Source organism: Tropicibacter sp. Alg240-R139, from assembly GCF_900537075.1.
GTDB lineage: Bacteria > Pseudomonadota > Alphaproteobacteria > Rhodobacterales > Rhodobacteraceae > Falsiruegeria.
Map to the genome: position 1 here is coordinate 1,242,168 of NZ_UNRA01000001.1, position 18,169 is coordinate 1,260,336.

Below are 18,169 nucleotides of genomic sequence, written 5' to 3' on the forward strand. Positions count from 1 at the left end.
TTCAAATAGGCAAACAAAGGGCGGCGACTGGCCGCCCTTTGTTTGTTCTGTTTCTCGGATATTAACCCAGCAGATCTTTGACCTTGGCAACTGTCGCCTCAGAAGTGATGCCAAATTTCTCGTACAGCTGGTCTGCCGGGGCCGATGCACCAAAGGATGACATACCGATAAAGTCAGCCTTGGCTTCGCGGCCACGCTCGCCAAGCAACCAGCGATCCCAACCGCCATCACGCACAGCGGCTTCGATGCCAACGCGTACCGCGCCCGCTGGCAGAACGCGCTTGCGATAAGCTTCGTCCTGCTGCGCAAACAGCTCCATGCAGGGCATGGACACGACGCGGGTGCCGATGCCTTCGGCTTCCAGCTTAGCCTTGGCTTCCATTGCGATGGCAACCTCGGAGCCGGTGGCGATCAGGATCGCCTGACGCTTGCCTTCGGCTTCGGCCAGAACATAAGCGCCTTGGGCTGTCAGGTTCTTGGTTTTGTGTTGGGTGCGCACAGTCGGCAAGCCCTGACGGGTCAGCGAAAGGACCGAGGGTGTTTCCTTGGAGCTCAGTGCGATCTCCCAGGCTTCTGCGGTTTCAACGGTGTCAGCGGGACGGAATACATATGTGTTGGGCGTCGCGCGACTGATGGCCAGATGCTCGACCGGCTGGTGGGTCGGGCCGTCTTCGCCCAAACCGATGCTGTCGTGGGTCATGACAAAGACCGTGGGGATTTTCATCAGGGCGGCCAGGCGCATCGCGGGGCGGGCGTAATCTGTGAAACACATAAAGGTGCCGCCGTAAGGCCGGATGCCACCGTGCAATGCCATGCCGTTCATCGCAGAGGCCATACCGTGCTCACGGATACCCCAGTGGATGTAGCGACCCTTGCGATTCTCGGGCAGGAAGATACCCATGTCGTCAGTCTTGGTGTTGTTCGAACCGGTCAAGTCGGCCGAACCGCCAACGGTTTCGGTCATGATCGGGTTCACGACCTTCAGCACTTCTTCCGAGCTTTTGCGGGTCGCCCATTTGGGCAGTTCTTCGGAAACCTGCTTTTTCAGCGAGCGGATAGCACCAGCCAGCTTTTTGGGCGCTTCAAACGCATAGGCACGTCGGAATTCATCCTGCTTGCGTTCTGAGATCTGAGCGAAACGCTCTTCCCATTCGACGCGTTCTGCTGCACCGCGTGAGCCAATCGCGCGCCAGCTGTTCAGGACATCCGATGGAACCTCAAATGCGCCGTGTGCCCAGCCGTAAGCATCCTTTGCTGCCTTAAGCTGCTCGGGGTCGGTCAGGGCGCCATGGCCTTTGGAGGTATCCTGTGCCGCGTGACCCAGTGCGATATGTGTCTTGCAAGCGACCATCGAAGGTTTGTTCGATGACTTGGCTTTGGCGAGCGCTGCGTCGATTTCGATGGGGTTGTGGCCGTCGATCTCGATCACTTGCCAGCCCGACGCTTTGAAGCGCGCGACCTGATCTGTGCGGTCGGCAATGTCGACGGTGCCGTCGATGGTGATATTGTTGTTATCCCACAAGACGATCAGCTTGCCGAGCTCATGACGGCCTGCCAGGCCAATGGCCTCTTGGCTGACGCCTTCCATCAGGCAGCCGTCACCGGCGATGACATAGGTGTAATGATCTACGACCTTTTTGCCGTAGCGGGCGCGCTGAACCTCTTCGGCCATGGCGAAGCCAACGGCATTTGTAATACCCTGACCCAGCGGGCCGGTGGTGGTTTCGATCCCCGACGCCAAGAAGTTTTCCGGATGTCCTGCAGTTACAGCGCCCATCTGGCGGAAATTCTTGATCTGATCCAACGTGATGTCCGGGTTGCCGGTCAAAAACAGCAGCGAATAGAGCAGCATCGAACCGTGGCCGGCAGACAGGATGAACCGGTCGCGATCTGGCCAGTTCGGGGCAGATGCATCAAATTTGAGATGCTTTTCATACAGCACAGTCGCCACATCTGCCATGCCCATGGGCATGCCCGAGTGGCCGGAATTTGCGGCATGAATGGCATCAAGGGTCAGGGCGCGAATAGCCGCGGCCTTGGTCCAATGTTCAGGGTTCGCAGTGCGCAGCGCAGTCAGATCCACGAGAAGCTTTCCTTTGGGTGTTCGGACAAGTTGGGCGCTCAATACCACCCATCCCCCAAAGATCAAGCAGAACCGAGCGAAACTCTGCTATGCAACATAAGGAGTGAGCCCCAAGTGACTGAAACCAAAGGGGGGGTATTTTCCGTTATGTTTGGTTAGACTAAGCCGGATACCACGCAAGTCCGATTCGCGTTTCAGCCCCTTTGGGGCAAATGCGACGAGCAAGAGAACGTAAATTACAAAGCAAGGTGAGGGGCATGAGCCAGATCGAGGAATTGCAAAGCCGCATCACCGCCGCGATGGATCGCATCGGGGCTGGGGTGGAAACGCTGGTTGACCAGATGGGCACCAACGCCGATGCGGATGCGGCCCTGCAGTCTGCGCTGGACGAAGAAAAGCTGGCCAACGCTCAGTTGGAAGAGCGGCTGAGATCCATCAAAGCCAAACATGCGGCCGAACTGGAAGAGGCGCAGGCAGCTGGACCGTCGGAGGGGCCCACCGTCGAAGAACTGCAAGCCGAGCTTGACAGGCTAAAGGCGGAATTGGCCGAAGCCACAGCCAAGCTGGTCGCGGCTGAAGCTGCAAAGGCCGAAGCGAACGCGGTGATCGCTGAACCCGGCGAAGTTGAAAGCCTGCGTGCCGAGCTAGAAGAGCTGCGTGCCAGTGCAGACAACACTGAAGAAATCGACGGGCTGAACGTTGAGATTGCGGCGCTAAAGGCCGAGTTGGCCAACTCCGAGCGGTTGGACGAGCTTAAGTCTGAGCTGGATATGCTGCGCGCAGAACGTGTCAGTCAGGCGGATGTCACGACGCAGCTGGACAAAGACCTGCAACGTTTACGCAAGGCCAACGACCAACTGCGCGAGGCCAACGCCGCCCTGCGTGAGGCCAATGAGGCCGGGGTAGGCGAGCCAAGCTTGATCAATCAGGCCATGCTGGCCGAGCTGGAGGCCCTGCGCGCCAGCCGGGCCACGGACGCGGCCGAAGCCAAAGCTATCCTGTCGCGGCTTGAGCCGCTATTGGCGCAAGCCAATTTGGCCGAAGGAGAGGATGAATAATGCCCGAGGTTACAATTCACATCGGTGGCCGCTCGTTCGAGGTGTCGTGTCAGGAGGGCGAAGAAAGCTATCTGCATTCTGCCGCCAAGATGCTTGATGATGAATCGCAAGTCCTGTCCGATCAAATTGGACGTATGCCGGAGGCGCGGATGTTGTTGATGGCCGGTTTGATGTTGGCCGACAAAACGGCAGCGGTCGAGGATCGGATCAAAGAGGTCGAGGGGCAATTGGCGGAGCGTGAGGCAGAGCTGTCTCAGCTGCGTAACGCCCCTGCGCCCGATCCCGAGCGAGTAGAGGTTGCGGTCATCCCCCCATCGGTGACAGATACTCTGGCCGAGCTGGCGGCTAGGGCCGAGGCTTTGGCAGCTGACGTCGAAGAGCGCGGAGCAGCATCCTGATTGCTCAGCTGATCCGACAGGAATAATGAAAAATGCCGGGGACGATGGTCCCCGGCATTTTCATTTTGGAAGAAGTTCGCTTGAAATCAGCCGTTTGCTTCTCGGATCTTATTTGCTGCGTCTTTGTCGTAGCCCACACCGTTGTCGTCAAACAAGGTGTCCAGCTCTCCGGACAGGGTCATCTCGGTGATGATATCGCATCCACCAACAAATTCACCTTTGACGTAAAGCTGCGGAATAGTCGGCCAGTCGGAATAGTCCTTGATGCCCTGGCGCAGCCCATCGTCAGCCAGAACGTTCACGTCGGAAAAATCAACGCCCATGTAATTCAGCACACCGGCCACGCGGGAAGAAAACCCGCACTGCGGCATTTCCTTGGTGCCTTTCATGAACAGCACAACGGTGTTGGCTTTGACGGTTTCGTCGATTTTTGCGTGGGCTGGGTTGGTTGTCTCAGTCATGGGGTTAGTCCTTTTTCCCGTAAGCCCGGTGATATTCCGCGGCGTAGGTTTCATCGTCTTTGAATTGGCGGACCGATCTTTCAGAAGCTTCGGTAAAGCTGCCTCGGTTGCGGCCAAAGATGGTGCTGGATCGTTCCAGTGAATGGTTTTGTCGGATCGTGGATTCTACGATGTCCAGATCCGTTGCTTCCATGCCTAGAGGAGATTCTCGCTCATCGAGTTTTGGCTGTCGCATGGCCAGGGGCCGACGCGGAGCTGATCGAAACAATGCAGTGAGTTGGTTCCAGAGAGACATGAGCTTCGGTCCTTGGGACAAGAGTGGAGTCCCGTGAGAGTGTTATTCCGGCACTTTGGTGGTCAGGGCAAGCGCGTGCAGATCCCCGTCCGGCCCATCCATTTTACCTTTCAGAGCGGCATAAACCGCGCGTTGTTGTTGAATCCGGTTCTTCCCGCGAAAGCTTTCGTCAACGACCATGGCTGCCATGTGAACACCGTCGTTGCCGCCGACCTGAATCTCTGCATCCGGAAAGGATTGGCGCAGCAGTTCTTCGATCTCATGGGTTGTCATTGGCATCAGGGGGGTCCTTGTGTTTTGCTCTTGCGGGAAATGTAGGGCGATGGGTCAGGGCGCGCAAGTGGGCGCGTTTTAGCTCAGAGAAAAGCCCCGCACCCGAGAGGAGCGCAGGGCCTTGCGTTAGTGAGGACTGAAAAAAGAGGCAGGGCCCTTGATCAGGCAACCGCGGCAGCGAAGCTGCTTCGGTACACTTCTGCCAGTTCCGCCAGCGGAGCTTCGGATCCGCCAATCTTGACGTTTTCTCCGATAAAGCGGCCAACAGAGGTGACCGGAACGCCAACCTGACCAGCAGCGATCATCAGCGCCTCGGCCTGGTCAAAGTTGCAGGCCACCAGGTAGCGCGCCTGATCTTCGCCGAACAGGATCTCGGTTGGGGCATCGTCAAGATGAACACCGACGCCAGCAGCCTCGGCCAGTTCGAACGCGGCCAGAGCCAGGCCACCGTCGCCAAGGTCCGTGCAGGCCTTGATCATCTCGCGGTTTTCGCGGACGAAGTTGCCATTGCGCTTTTCAGCGTCCAGATCAACGGTCGGCGCGTCGCCTTCCTCGCGGTTGAACACCTCGGCCAGCAGCGCTGATTGGCCCAGGTGGCCTTCGGTAACGCCGATAACCATGGCAATGTGGCCGTCGCGGACTTCGTTGCCGATGATGTCGTCGGTCGAGGTCAACAGGCCGACGGCACCAATCGTAGGTGTGGGCAGGATCGCCTGACCGTCGGTTTCATTATAGAGCGAGACATTGCCGGAAACGATCGGCACATCCAATGCGCCAACAGCTGCGCCAATGCCCTGAATGGCCCCCACGAACTGTCCCATGATTTCGGGCTTTTCGGGATTGCCGAAATTCAGGTTGTCGGTCGTGGCCAGCGGCTTTGCCCCAACAGCGATCAGGTTGCGATAGGCTTCGGCTACAGCCTGCTTGCCGCCCTCAACCGGGTTGGCGCGCACATAGCGCGGGGTCACATCCGAGGTGAAGGCCAGCACCTTGTCGGTTCCATGCACGCGCACCATGCCGGCGCCCAGACCCGGCGTGCGGGTGCTGTCGGCCATGACCATGGTGTCATACTGCTCATAGACCCATTGTTTGCCCGCATAGTTGGGCGAGGCGAGCAGGGCGCGCAGACCGTCGATCGGGTCGATCTGGGGCACATCTGCCAGCGGCTCGGCCTGCGGCGTGGGCTCCCACGGGCGGTCGTATTCAGGGGCGGTCGACGACAGTTTCGACAGCACCAGATCAGCCTTCACTTTGCCGTTGTGCATGATCAAAAAGCGGTCTTCGGCGACGGTTTCGCCGACGATGGCAAAATCCAGGTCCCATTTCTCGAATACGGCGCGAGCCTCGACCTCAAGCTCGGGTTTGAGAACCATCAGCATACGTTCCTGAGATTCCGACAGCATCATTTCATAGGCTGTCATGTTCTCTTCACGTTGGGGCACGTTTTCCAGATCAAGGCGCACACCCAGACCGCCCTTGTCGCCCATTTCTACGGCAGAGCAAGTCAGACCCGCTGCGCCCATATCCTGGATCGAGATCACGGCGCCGGTCTGCATCAGCTCCAACGTCGCCTCCATCAGGCGCTTTTCGGTAAAGGGGTCGCCGACCTGAACGGTGGGGCGTTTTTCTTCGATGGTGTCGTCAAATTCGGCCGAGGCCATGGTAGCCCCGCCAACGCCATCACGTCCGGTTTTGGCGCCCAGATAGACAACAGGCATACCAATGCCCGAGGCAGCAGAGTAGAAAATCTTGTCAGTGTCCGCCAGACCAGCGGCAAATGCGTTCACCAGGCAATTGCCGTTGTAGGCGGGGTGAAAACGGACCTCGCCGCCCACACAGGGAACACCAAAGCAGTTACCATAGCCGCCAACGCCTGCGACCACACCGTTGACCAGTTGACGGGTCTTGTGGTGATCGGGTTCACCAAACGACAGCGCGTTCATCGACGCAATCGGACGGGCACCCATGGTAAAGACGTCACGCAGGATGCCGCCCACGCCGGTCGCGGCGCCTTGATAGGGTTCGATGTAGGACGGGTGATTGTGGCTTTCCATCTTGAACACCACGGCCTGGCCGTCGCCGATGTCTACGATGCCGGCGTTCTCACCTGGACCACAGATGACCTGGGGGCCGTCGGTGGGCAACGTGCGCAGCCATTTCTTGGACGACTTGTACGAACAGTGCTCGTTCCACATGGCCGAAAAGATGCCGAGCTCGGTAAAGGTCGGTTCGCGCCCGATGATCTCGAGGATCATGTCGTATTCCTCGGGCTTGAGCCCATGGTTTGCGATCAGTTCGGGTGTGATGGCTGGCTCTTGCATCGTGTATCCGTATCCCCAAGGTGGCCGATATTGCGCGCCTTTTAGGGCAAGGGCGCGCCCGTGGAAAGGGTCAAGAACGCACATGGCGCGGGGAGGGGGGTCAAAACCGCTGACCCACGTAAATATAGAGCTGATCTTCGCGCTCGCTGTTGCGGGCATAATCAACCGAGAAATCGACCGGAAACTTCTTTGACACACGATAGCGGGCACCTATGCCGTACGAACTGTGTGTGCCGCCGATCTTGAGCTCGTTGAATTGGGGGCCAACCATGCCCACCCCTGCAAATGCGATAGCGCCCAGTCTCTCGGTAAATTGTTGGCGAAATTCGACTTGAGCCGAAAGAGACCTAAGATCCAGAAATTGCGTGGCTGAGAAGCCGCGGAACCCATCAGTGCCCCCCAACGAACATTGATCAAAAAAGGGCGTCGAGGTCGAGACGGCGCACGTCGAAAGACGCGCCGCAATGACCGCTTTTGCAAACGGCTGCATGTAGTGAGTGAAATTGATCCACCCTTTGGAGTAGTCGTCAGTTAACCCAGCTAACGTATAACCTCGGGTTGCCTCGCCTTCGACGATGAAACCCTTTGACGGATAGATCGTATCATCGCGGGTATCCCATTTCCCAACAAAGCCAACGTTGGCAATTTCGACGTTCAGGAACTGATTGAATGGCGGCGGGATCGGGGGAAGTCCGGGGACCGCGGGATTGATATCGGTGTTCAGATAACGGAGCGACAGCCCGGCCGAAGCATCTGGTGTAAACCCGTAAGACAAGCTGGCGCGCGCAAGGATGCCGCTCTGACTGATCGGCAAGGGTGCTGCCGGAGTGTAAAGATCGTAGTTGATCTGCGCGTTGGCAAACAACGTCTCAATTTGCCAGCGGTTGTTGTTTAAGTAGAAATTTGCAGCCAGCCCATAGCCTTCGCTGCCGTTGTCTGAACGCAGCGCGGCAACGCCCAAAAGCGAGGGATCAGACCCTTCATCAATGTTGAACAGATACCCAGCACCCAGAACCAACCCTGAGCCAATGGTCGGGTTGGAAAAAGGGATCGGGGCCACGACTACTGAGCCATTTCGAAAACCGATGGTTTCTTCGTTTTTGGCATCGTCGAACCCGTCCATCTGGGAGTCCATGACCCCAGATGTATGACCCTGTCCCGACAAGACAGAGATCCAAAGTGCAGCTGCTAAACCTGTGCGTTTCACGGCAGTATCAAAATCATTGTTGAGGAAAACAAAGATGCCCGCCCCGGATCAAACCGGGGCGGGAAAGCGTCTTAGCGATCGTCAGCCGGGGGACCAGCCTGGGATTGCTGGTTCGAGGCTTCTGACGCGGCCGCGGCAACAGCCTTTTTCTGATCATCGGTCATGTGGTCGTTATCATCCATTCCCGGAATGGCAACGCGCACCTCGCGGCGAGCAAAGTCGATCCCTGCTTCGTTGAACGACGCCTTGACCCGGTTGAAGATCTCTTTGCGCAGGGTGAACTGCTTGCCCGGAAGGGCCATGAACTTGCCCCGGATGATCATGCCAACATCGTCAAAGTCAAAGACACCTTGCGATTTGAATGGCTGCAGGAAACCATCTTTGTGAGTTTCGTCTGCCATCATCTCGGCACCGATCTTCTTGAAGATCTTCTTGACCTTGTTGGGGTCGGTATCGAAAGGCACAGTAAACTTGAGCTTCATGATCACCCAGTCACGGCTGAAGTTGGTTAGCTTCTGGATCTCGCCATAAGGGATCGTGTGGACCGCACCCCGGTGATGACGCAGTTGCATCGAGCGGATCGAAATCTTTTCGACCGTGCCCATTGTGCCGCCCACATCGACGTATTCCCCCACGCGGAAGGCATCGTCGATCAGGAAGAAGACCCCGCCGACGATGTCGGCAACCAATTTTTGCGCGCCAAAACCGATGGCGAGACCAAGGATACCAGCACCAGCCAGAAGCGGCGTGATGTCGACGCCAAGGGCCCCGACGGCCAGAAGGCCAAAGATAACCGAGATCGCCACCTGAGCACTGACTCGTAGAAGCGGCAGAACCGTGGCCAGACGCGAACCACCTGCGCCGCCGCCTTCACCGGCTTCCTCGTCTGGGCTCTGTTCGCTGGCTGTCATTTCGGCTGCCAGACGGCGGTTGATCCAAAGCGACACACCCTCGTTCACAATATAACCGATGGCCACGATCATCAGGAACTCGACCAAGGAACCAGCTACGTCATGACCCACACCGGCAGCTGCGACGTTGCGCAGGTCGATCTCCCAGGCGTTGGCGATCTGCAGGATTACGAAGATACCCGCCAGAACACGGCCGATACGGATGTAGCTGCGCTTGGTCGATCTATAGGCGCGTTCCGCAATCGGACCGTCGCCCATCATCGGCGGTGCCAGATGGCGTACCAACCCACGGATCAGCGTGTCAATGGCAGGGGCCATCAGCAGCCAGAACATCGTGGTGTAATGTGGAGCGGACCCCAGCAGCATCAAAAGCTGGCGGTCGCCCGAACCGATGATCATTTCGACCACCAACCACATGATAAAGGAGACGCCAATCGCCATGAAGGGATAAGCCTTGGCCACGGCCTCGTCAAAGCGCGAACGGTCTGGGTCAGTGCCGCGCATCATGTCGCTCAGGCCTTCGCGGGCGCGCCACGCGATGATGCCAATGTAGATGTGAACGGATGTATTAAGCCAGAATCCAAGGCGGGTTTCGCCCATCGGAACACCGTTTGCCTGGTTGAACCCGACAATAAAGATGGTGAAACCACCCAGAAGGAACAGGCCGATCAGGTTGCGGTGCAAATATTTGGCCCATTTGTCCGACACGTTGACGAGCCGCAAATCAGCCCGGTTTGGTGCCAGTACAAAGCGCGAAATCGCGGCCCCCAGACGTGGAACCCAGATCAGGTAGAAAACCATCGGGCCCGCAAAGTTCAATTCTTCCGCCGACAACAGATTTCTGCCGACAAAGCGCAAGACCACGTAAAAAACAACTAACCCGAGCAATTCACGGCAGAAGCGGCGGAACAGGAAGCCCACAGTAGACCAAAGGTCGCCCGCTTCTTCCCCGGTTTCCCGCCGGGCGCGGCGCAGTACCAGCCAAATGGTCAACTTTTCTGCGGCATAACCCGCAACAAGAGCAGCAAGGATGTAGCCAAACATCATGACCATTTCCCCGGACCCAAAGGCAGCGCCAAAGTTCGAGAATGCTTGAAGTTGATCAGACAACAGGTTGGGCAATTGTTGCAGGACATGCATCCAGCCAAGAACCATGTTGGTTCCTAGCTCGCTGATGACAGTCAGAATGCCTTTTTCGGGGGCGGCTTGGCTTTGCTGTTCGGCCACTGCGTCCAAGCGGTCCAGCAGCAATGCTCGAACCTGGTCATCGGACATCCGTGCCACTAGGTCGTCGACCTGCTCTGGCGACAGATCTTCGGGTACGACTGGGGTCGACGATGCAGACGAGCCGCTGGATGTTGGTAAAGGAACCTGCGCGTGCAGTGGGACCGCAAGCATGCTGGTCATTACCAGAACGGCAAGCAATCGGAACAAGTAGAACATAAATTTGCCCTCGAAACGTATTTTGGTTTGTTTCGCACAGCCTACTCAACCAAGCGCCGAGTTCATAGGGCAATGTTAAGCAATAAGAAGTGGGGGGGGCAAGTTTCTGGGGTATCGTAGGGACCTTGGGACGTGCGACCAAAAAAAAGGCCGAGCACTAAGCTCGGCCGAAGTCCAACAGGGAGGTATGAAGACGACCAGCGTTTCAGCATCACCGCCTTCGAGAGTTCATTTAGGTGGCACTTTGTGAACGATCAAGGACTATAATGTCGCGATCTTGACATTCCCGATATGCCCGGAACGCATAGCTCAGATTTTTCCTTGTTGGCGCAATTGCTTGCGGTGCGCAATGATCTCATCCTGGACAAAATCCTTGAACGCCGAGATGCGTTGGGAGTGCCGCAATTCTTCTGGATAGGCCAGAAACACGGGCACGTCGGCGGATTCCGTCTCTGTCATGACATGCACCAGATCGGGGAAATCCTGAGTCACATAGTCCGGTAAAACGCCAATCCCCAGATTGTGCAGCACACCTTGCAAAACACCGAAGTAATTGTTGACGGTTAGCAGGGATTGAGGGTTATGCGCCATCAGCGTCTGCACCAATAGCGCACCCGCGCCCACCTGGGCGGCGCTTGTGTTCTGACAAATCAAACGATGCTTGACGATGTCGTCGATCCCGTTTGGTGTGCCGTGCTGTGTCAGATATCCGCGCGAGGCATAAAGCTGCATGCGCACGGTCATCAGTCGCTTACGGATCAGATCTGCCTGGCTGGGTTCTTTCATGCGGATGGCGACGTCGGCCTCGCGCATTGGGAGGTCGAGCACACGCTCTTCCAACATCAAGTCAATTTTGAGGTCCGGGTATTTTTCGTAAAGCTTTGGCAGACGGGGCGCCAGCCACAGGGTGCCGAAACCAAATGTGGTCGTAACGCGCAATTCACCAAATACCTCTTCCTCGCTGTCGCGAATGCGCGCTGCAGCGGCGTCGAGGCGCTTGCTCATGGCGCTGGTGGCGTCGAACAGAAGCTCGCCTTGTTCGGTCAGAATCAGGCCGCGTGCGTGCCGATGGAACAGGGTCGAATTCAGAGATTCCTCGAGCGCACGGATTTGGCGGCTGACGGCGGATTGCGACAGATTCAACTTGTCGCCCGCATGCGTCAAACTACCTGCGTCGGCCACTGCATGAAAAATTCTTAGTTTATCCCAGTCCATTGTCCCAACTTTCGATTTGGAGCCGACGCCCTATATCAAAGGCATGGCGATGACCACAATCAACCGTCTTGCTGTCGCAGAGGCAAAAAAAGCGCCTATACAGGTCAGTAATTGTGACCTAAAGTGGATGGCGAGAGGGGAAAATACCCCAGCAAACTAATCTGACGTGGGGAGACGTTTGATGAGTCAGCACGAAATTTCGCTGAACGACCGCTTTGATCTGAACAAGAAACAGGTCCTGTTGAATGGCACGCAGGCACTGGTGCGCTTGATGTTAATGCAAAAAGCGCGGGACGATGCGGCAGGCCACAACACAGCAGGACTGGTCACGGGATATCGCGGCTCGCCTTTGGGCGCCGTGGACATGCAAATGAATCGCGCAGCCAAGCAATTGGCCAAATCTGACGTTACGTTTCAATTCGGACTGAACGAGGATCTGGCAGCCACCGCGCTCTGGGGATCGCAACAAGCGGGTTTGCGCGGGGACGGTAAATACGATGGCGTCTTTGGCCTGTGGTACGGCAAGGGACCCGGTGTGGACCGCTCTGGCGATGCAATCCGACACGCCAATATGGCGGGTACTGCGCCATTGGGCGGTGTTGTCATGGCTATGGGCGACGATCACACAGGTGAAAGTTCGACCGTGTTGCATCAGTCTGAATGGGCCTTGATGGATGCCTATATGCCCATCGTCAGCCCCGCCGGCGTGCAGGAGATTCTGGACTACGGGCTATATGGCATGGCGTTGTCGCGTTTTTCCGGTCTGTGGGTTGGGCTGAAGACGATGAAGGACACGATCGAGGTCACCTCTGTTGTGGACGGCGACCCGAACCGGATGCAGATCATCACGCCGGAATTCGAGATGCCCGAGGGGGGGCTAAACATCCGCCTGGTGGATGACCGCACTCCGCAAGAAGCGCGGATCATCGACCACAAGCGGTTCGCAGCCGAGGCATTCAGCCATGCCAACAAGATGGACAAGCGTGTTTGGGGCAAATCCGGGGCCAAGATTGGCTTTGTCGCGGCGGGCAAGAACTGGCTCGATCTGGTGCATGCCATGGCCCTGCTCAATATTGACGAAGCCGAGGCCGAACGTCTGGGAATCACGACCTACAAAGTTGGTCAGGTCTTCCCGCTGGATATGAAGGGATTCCACGATTGGGCCGAGGGTCTGGATCTGATCGTGGTGGTCGAAGAAAAGCGCAAGCTGATCGAGGTTCAGATCAAGGAAGCCATCTTTGATGACCGTCGCGGCCGCCGTGTCTATGGGTGGCACAAGGGTGGCGGTGCGGGCTCGATGCATGGCGAGGAACTGTTCCCGACGCGCGGCGCGCTGGACCCGATCATGATTGCCGAGAAGCTAGGTGGTATTCTGATTGATGAAGGTCATGACACAGATGGTGTAAGGGCGGGTTTGCAGGCGCTTGACGACGCCCGTCGTTCGGACAACGCCCAGGAGATCGCGGCACGTCTGCCGTATTTCTGTTCGGGTTGTCCGCATAACACCGGCACCAAAGTTCCCGATGGCAGCCGCGCCTATGCTGGTATCGGCTGTCATTTCATGGTCCAATGGATGGACCGCGAAACGCTTGGCTACACTCATATGGGCGGCGAAGGCGCGAACTGGATCGGCGAAGAACCGTTTTCCACGACTGGTCATGTATTCCAGAACCTGGGCGATGGCACCTACAACCATTCGGGCGTGCAGGCCATTCGCGCGGCTTTGGCGGCTGGCACAACGATCACCTACAAGATCCTTTACAATGATGCCGTTGCGATGACCGGAGGTCAGGACAACGAGGGGGGCCTGAGCGCCGAACGCATCGTGGCCGAGGTCAAGGCCATGGGGGTGAACGACGTCGCCGTCGTCTATGACGAGAAAGAAGACGTGAACTTCAAAGCGCTGCCATCGGGTATTGAAACCCACGAGCGCGCTGAACTGATGAATGTGCAGGAAAAGTTCCGCGAGATCGAAGGCGTCAGCGTCATCGTCTATATCCAGACCTGCGCGGCCGAAAAACGCCGCCGTCGCAAGCGGGGCACCTTCCCGGACCCGGACAAGCGCGTGTTCATCAACACTGACATTTGTGAGGGCTGCGGTGATTGCGGTGTGCAGTCGAACTGCGTCTCGATCGTGCCCAAGGAAACCGAACTGGGCCGCAAACGGGCAATTGATCAGTCCAGCTGCAACAAGGACTTTTCCTGCGTCAAGGGGTTCTGCCCGTCGTTTGTGACGCTCGAAGGGGCCAAGCTGCGCAAAGAGGCCACAACCGAGATTGTTTTGCCTGACCTGCCGATACCAGAGCTGCCGACGATCAACGGTACCCACAACGTGGTGATCACGGGCGTTGGTGGCACAGGCGTTGTGACCATCGGCGCAGTGCTGGCGCAGGCCGCTCAGATCGACGGCAAGGGCGCGGGCATGATGGAGATGGCCGGCCTGGCGCAAAAGGGCGGGGCGGTGCACATCCATTGTCGGCTGGCCAATGACCCCGACGACATCAGCGCCATTCGCGTGGCAACTGGTGAATGTGACGCGCTGATTGGCGGCGATCTGGTGGTCAGTGCGGGTGCCAAGACCATCGGTCTGCTGCGCAACGAAACGGCCGGGGCTGTGGTCAACAGCCACGAGATCATCACCGGCGATTTTACCCGCGATACCGAGTTTCAGATCCCGTCCGACCGGTTGGAACTGGCGCTTGAGGCGCGGCTGAAGGATCGGTTGGCGCTGTTTGACGCCTCGGATTTGGCGCGAGCTGTGATGGGCGATTCCATCTTTTCGAACATGATGGTCTTTGGCGCGGCCTGGCAGCGTGGTCTGCTGCCGCTGAGCCATGACGCGATCATGGCGGCCATCGACCTGAACGGGGCCGCAGTAGAGCGAAACAAGCGGGCGTTCGAGATTGGCCGTTGGGCCGTCCTGCATCCCGATCAGGTCGCCAAGGCGCTGACACCCAATGTGGTGGATCTGCCCAAATCGCTGGATGACAAGATCGCCTATCGCGCCGCTCACCTGACCGCCTACCAGAGCAAGCGACTGGCGAAACGTTATGCCAAGATGCTCGAGGGGATCGAGGATGCAGGAGTGAAGGAGGCGGTGGCCTTGGGCTATCACAAGCTCTTGTCCTACAAGGATGAATACGAGGTTGCGCGCCTGCTGCTGGACAGTCGCGACAAGGCCGCGGCTGAGTTTGACGGCGATCTGAAGATGACCCTGCATCTGGCGCCCCCGATCCTCGGCGGCACTGGGCCCAATGGTCGTCCCAAGAAGCGTGAATTCGGTGAATGGATGCTTGGGCCGATGAAGTTATTGTCGCGCATGAAGGGCCTGCGGGGGACTCCGTTGGACATCTTTGGCTACACGGCTGAGCGCAAGATGGAACGCGCGCTGATCCGTCAGTACGAAAAGGACATGAAGGGTGCTTTGACAAAAGTTACGCCTGAAACGAAGGACGCCATTTGCGCTCTCGCCCGATTGCCCTTGGACATTCGCGGCTTTGGCCCGGTCAAGATGCAAAACGAGGCCAAGGCCGCTAAACGACGTGAAGAGCTGCTGGCCGCGATCCGACAAGGTGGTGCTGACCTGAAACAGGCGGCTGAGTAATACCGTCACACTGGTGTCATGCACCCTTTGCATACTGGGTGCCCGTTCTTATCTAACGGGCATCCAAACGGAGAAGACCATGACCTCGCGCCGTCACATCGCTCGCGACATCTCTTACGCTCATTCGGCCGCCACCAAAGGCGGCCGAACGGTTATCCGGTTGATGGAGAACTCCACGGGGCGGCTTGGGCTGATCAAACGCGTAGATGGGTACGAACGTGAAGTGGCGAATGGGCGCGACTTTTGGTCGGTGATGGTCGAGCGGTATGGGCTGTCGCTGGATGTGATCGGCGGATCGCTGTCCAACCTTCCCAAGGACGGCCCGCTGATCCTGATTGCGAACCACCCGTACGGCATTCTTGATGGTCTGATGATGGGGCATATCCTGTCGCAGACGCGGGGCGATTTCCGCATTCTGGCGCATCGCGTGTTCCGCAAGGCCGAAGATATCAATCGCATCATCCTGCCGATCTCGTTTGACCAAACGAAAGAGGCGATGAAGCTGAACCTGGACACCCGCAAGACTGCGCTGAACTATCTGGGGCAGGGTGGTGCGATTGGCATTTTCCCCGGTGGCACTGTCAGCACAGCCGCCAATCCATTTGGCCAACCGATGGACCCCGGCTGGCGCGGGTTTACGGCGCGGATGGTGGGTAAATCGAGCGCGACCGTTGTACCGCTCTATTTCGATGGACACACCAGTCGTCTATTCCAAATCGCCAGCCATCTGCACAACACTTTGCGTATGGGGTTGCTGATCAAGGAGTTCAAGAAACGGGTCGATACCCCGGTCAAGGTTGTGGTTGGTGAACCCATTGGCCGTGACATTCTGGACCCGATGGCAAAAGATGGGCGCGCGATGATGGATTTCCTGCGCAAAGCCACGTATGAGCTGTCTCCAAAGCCGCTGAAGTCATACGACCACGGCTATGAGTTTGAGGAACGGCATCGCGCCTAAGGGGCAAATGGCAGTAGGTATCTTTGATTCTGGTCTGGGCGGATTGACCGTCCTGAACGCAGCGCAAAAGCGGCTGCCTGACGTCGGTTTTCTGTATTACGCAGACAGTGATCACGCGCCTTATGGGGTGCGCGACGCCGAGGATATTTTTCAGCTGACCAATAAGGCGGTGCATGCGCTATGGGATGCGGGCTGTAACTTGGTGATCCTGGCGTGCAATACGGCAAGCGCTGCTGCGCTGCGGCGGATGCAAGAGGCGGGTGTGCCTGAGGGTAAACGGGTGCTGGGCGTGTTCGTGCCGTTGATCGAGGCGCTGACCGAGCGGAACTGGGGCGACAATTCCCCGCCGCGTGAGGTTGAAACCAAACACGTCGCTTTGTTTGCCACGCCCGCGACAGTGATGAGCCGTGCGTTTCAACGGGAACTAGCGTTCCGCGCCATCGGTGTTGATGTCGAAGCGCAGGCTTGCGGCGGTGTAGTCGACGCCATCGAAGACGGTGACATGATCCTGGCCGAGGCGCTGGTGCGGTCACACGTCGATGCGCTGCAACGCAAGATGCCGCATCCTCAGGCCGCAATTCTGGGGTGCACGCATTACCCGTTGATGGAAGAAACGTTTCAGGCTGCATTGGGCGAAGGTGTCAAAGTCTTCAGTCAAGGCCAGCTCGTGGCGGATGCGCTTGCGGATTATCTGGACCGGCACCCGCATATGTTGGGCGCGGGCGCAGCGGGTTATCTGACGACGGGCAACCCTTCGCGGGTCAGCGACCGGGCGACGCAGTTCCTGCGACGACGGATCACCTTTCAAGCCGCTTGACCCCGATCAAGGACGGTGGGCATCTTGCCAGATAACTCCCGGACCGCGTTGCGCGGTCCACGACTGCACGACATTTATCAAGAAAAGAGGTCTGACATGACCCATAAGATCGCAATTCTGGGCGCCAGCGGATACACCGGTGTTGAATTGGTACGGCTGATCGCCGAGCACCCGAACATGGATATCGTGGCACTGGCCGCCGAGCGTAAGGCGGGCATGAGCATGGCGCAGGTGTTCCCCCATCTGCGCCACATGGATCTGCCGGATCTGTGCAAGATTGGCGAGATTGACTTCAGCCAGATCGACCTGTGTTTCTGCGCGCTGCCCCACAAAACCAGCCAAGAAGTCATTCGGGATCTGCCAAAGAGCCTTAAGATCGTCGATCTGTCGGCAGATTTCCGGCTGCGTGATCCGGCCGAGTATGAAAAGTGGTATGGCAACCCCCATGTCGCTTTGGAACAGCAGGAAGAGGCTGTTTATGGCCTGACAGAGTTCTATCGGGATGACATCCGGGACGCGCGGCTCGTGGCTGGAACCGGATGCAACGCGGCAACCGGTCAGTATGTACTGCGCCCGTTGATCGCGGCCAATGTGATCGACCTGGATGACATCATTCTGGACCTGAAATGCGCCGTTTCCGGCGCAGGGCGGAGCCTGAAGGAAAACCTGCTGCATGCCGAGCTGAGCGAAGGGTATAACGCGTACGCCGTTGGCGGCAAGCATCGGCACCTGGGCGAGTTTGATCAGGAGTTCTCCAAGATTGCGGGCCGGACGGTGCATGTGCAGTTCACGCCGCATCTGGTGCCGGCAAACCGGGGCATTCTGGCCACAACTTATGTGCATGGTGATCCACAGAGTATCTATGAGACGCTCTGTGCTGCCTATGAAAACGAACCCTTCATCCAGATGTTGCCCTTTGGCGAAGCACCGTCGACCCATCATGTGCGCGGATCGAACTTTTGTCACATCGGGGTCACGGCAGACCGAATTGAGCGGCGCGCGATTGTGATCGGAGCCTTGGATAACCTGACAAAAGGTAGCAGCGGCCAAGCCTTGCAGAACGCCAACCTGATGTTAGGTGAGGACGAGACATGCGGCCTGATGATGGCGCCGCTGTTCCCTTAA

General features: G+C 57.8%; 14 protein-coding genes. 6 read left to right on the forward strand and 8 right to left on the reverse strand.

The genetic code is table 11. The features are described 5' to 3' along the window. Nucleotides 1-61: 61 nt before the first annotated feature. A complete protein-coding gene (tkt, locus tag G6R15_RS05990; RefSeq protein ID WP_164658879.1) occupies nucleotides 62-2,083 on the reverse strand; it encodes a transketolase in 2,022 nt (673 codons plus the stop codon). 257 nt (nucleotides 2,084-2,340) lie between these two features. Between tkt and G6R15_RS05995 the strand changes: the two genes are divergently transcribed. After that, nucleotides 2,341-3,141, forward strand: coding sequence for a hypothetical protein (locus tag G6R15_RS05995; protein WP_164658880.1), 801 nt, complete (start codon nucleotides 2,341-2,343; stop codon nucleotides 3,139-3,141). Next, on the forward strand, nucleotides 3,141-3,539 hold the full coding sequence (locus G6R15_RS06000) for a cell division protein ZapA (protein ID WP_164658881.1): 399 nt from the start codon (nucleotides 3,141-3,143) through the stop codon (nucleotides 3,537-3,539). Before G6R15_RS05995 ends, G6R15_RS06000 begins: the two co-directional genes overlap by 1 nt. Nucleotides 3,540-3,625: 86 nt before the next feature. Here the strand turns inward: G6R15_RS06000 and grxD are convergent, their stop codons facing one another. The 7 genes from grxD to G6R15_RS06035 form a co-directional block, all read right to left on the reverse strand. Continuing rightward, entirely contained in the window at nucleotides 3,626-4,000 is a 375-nt protein-coding gene (gene grxD, locus G6R15_RS06005; protein ID WP_164658882.1) for a Grx4 family monothiol glutaredoxin, read from the reverse strand. 4 nt (nucleotides 4,001-4,004) lie between these two features. Then, on the reverse strand, nucleotides 4,005-4,193 hold the full coding sequence (locus G6R15_RS06010; protein WP_164658883.1) for a hypothetical protein: 189 nt from the start codon (nucleotides 4,191-4,193) through the stop codon (nucleotides 4,005-4,007). Nucleotides 4,194-4,337: 144 nt separating this feature from the next. Further along, nucleotides 4,338-4,574: a BolA/IbaG family iron-sulfur metabolism protein gene (locus G6R15_RS06015; protein WP_164658884.1), complete on the reverse strand. Its 237-nt coding sequence runs from the start codon at nucleotides 4,572-4,574 to the stop codon at nucleotides 4,338-4,340. Between the two features lie 155 nt (nucleotides 4,575-4,729). Next, complete coding sequence (gene purL / locus G6R15_RS06020) at nucleotides 4,730-6,889, reverse strand: phosphoribosylformylglycinamidine synthase subunit PurL (RefSeq protein ID WP_164659273.1); 2,160 nt, start codon at nucleotides 6,887-6,889, stop codon at nucleotides 4,730-4,732. 100 nt (nucleotides 6,890-6,989) lie between these two features. Next, nucleotides 6,990-8,024 carry a BamA/TamA family outer membrane protein gene (locus G6R15_RS06025; protein ID WP_164658885.1) on the reverse strand — a complete coding sequence of 345 codons (1,035 nt, stop codon included), beginning with the start codon at nucleotides 8,022-8,024 and terminating at the stop codon, nucleotides 6,990-6,992. Between the two features lie 143 nt (nucleotides 8,025-8,167). Beyond that, the gene (locus G6R15_RS06030; RefSeq protein WP_240336669.1) at nucleotides 8,168-10,414 is read right to left on the reverse strand and encodes a mechanosensitive ion channel family protein; all 2,247 of its coding nucleotides are present in this window, start codon (nucleotides 10,412-10,414) and stop codon (nucleotides 8,168-8,170) included. Nucleotides 10,415-10,759: 345 nt separating this feature from the next. After that, nucleotides 10,760-11,665: a LysR family transcriptional regulator gene (locus tag G6R15_RS06035; protein ID WP_164658887.1), complete on the reverse strand. Its 906-nt coding sequence runs from the start codon at nucleotides 11,663-11,665 to the stop codon at nucleotides 10,760-10,762. Between the two features lie 181 nt (nucleotides 11,666-11,846). Between G6R15_RS06035 and G6R15_RS06040 the strand changes: the two genes are divergently transcribed. The 4 genes from G6R15_RS06040 (at nucleotide 11,847) to argC (ending at nucleotide 18,169) form a co-directional block, all read left to right on the forward strand. Further along, nucleotides 11,847-15,269: an indolepyruvate ferredoxin oxidoreductase family protein gene (locus tag G6R15_RS06040; RefSeq protein ID WP_164658888.1), complete on the forward strand. Its 3,423-nt coding sequence runs from the start codon at nucleotides 11,847-11,849 to the stop codon at nucleotides 15,267-15,269. 79 nt (nucleotides 15,270-15,348) lie between these two features. After that, nucleotides 15,349-16,227 (forward strand): lysophospholipid acyltransferase family protein, encoded by an 879-nt coding sequence (locus tag G6R15_RS06045; RefSeq protein ID WP_164658889.1) that lies wholly within the window; start codon nucleotides 15,349-15,351, stop codon nucleotides 16,225-16,227. A 7-nt stretch (nucleotides 16,228-16,234) separates the two neighbouring features. Further along, on the forward strand, nucleotides 16,235-17,044 hold the full coding sequence (locus G6R15_RS06050; protein ID WP_164658890.1) for a glutamate racemase: 810 nt from the start codon (nucleotides 16,235-16,237) through the stop codon (nucleotides 17,042-17,044). Nucleotides 17,045-17,140: 96 nt separating this feature from the next. Further along, a complete protein-coding gene (gene argC, locus G6R15_RS06055) occupies nucleotides 17,141-18,169 on the forward strand; it encodes an N-acetyl-gamma-glutamyl-phosphate reductase (protein ID WP_164658891.1) in 1,029 nt (342 codons plus the stop codon).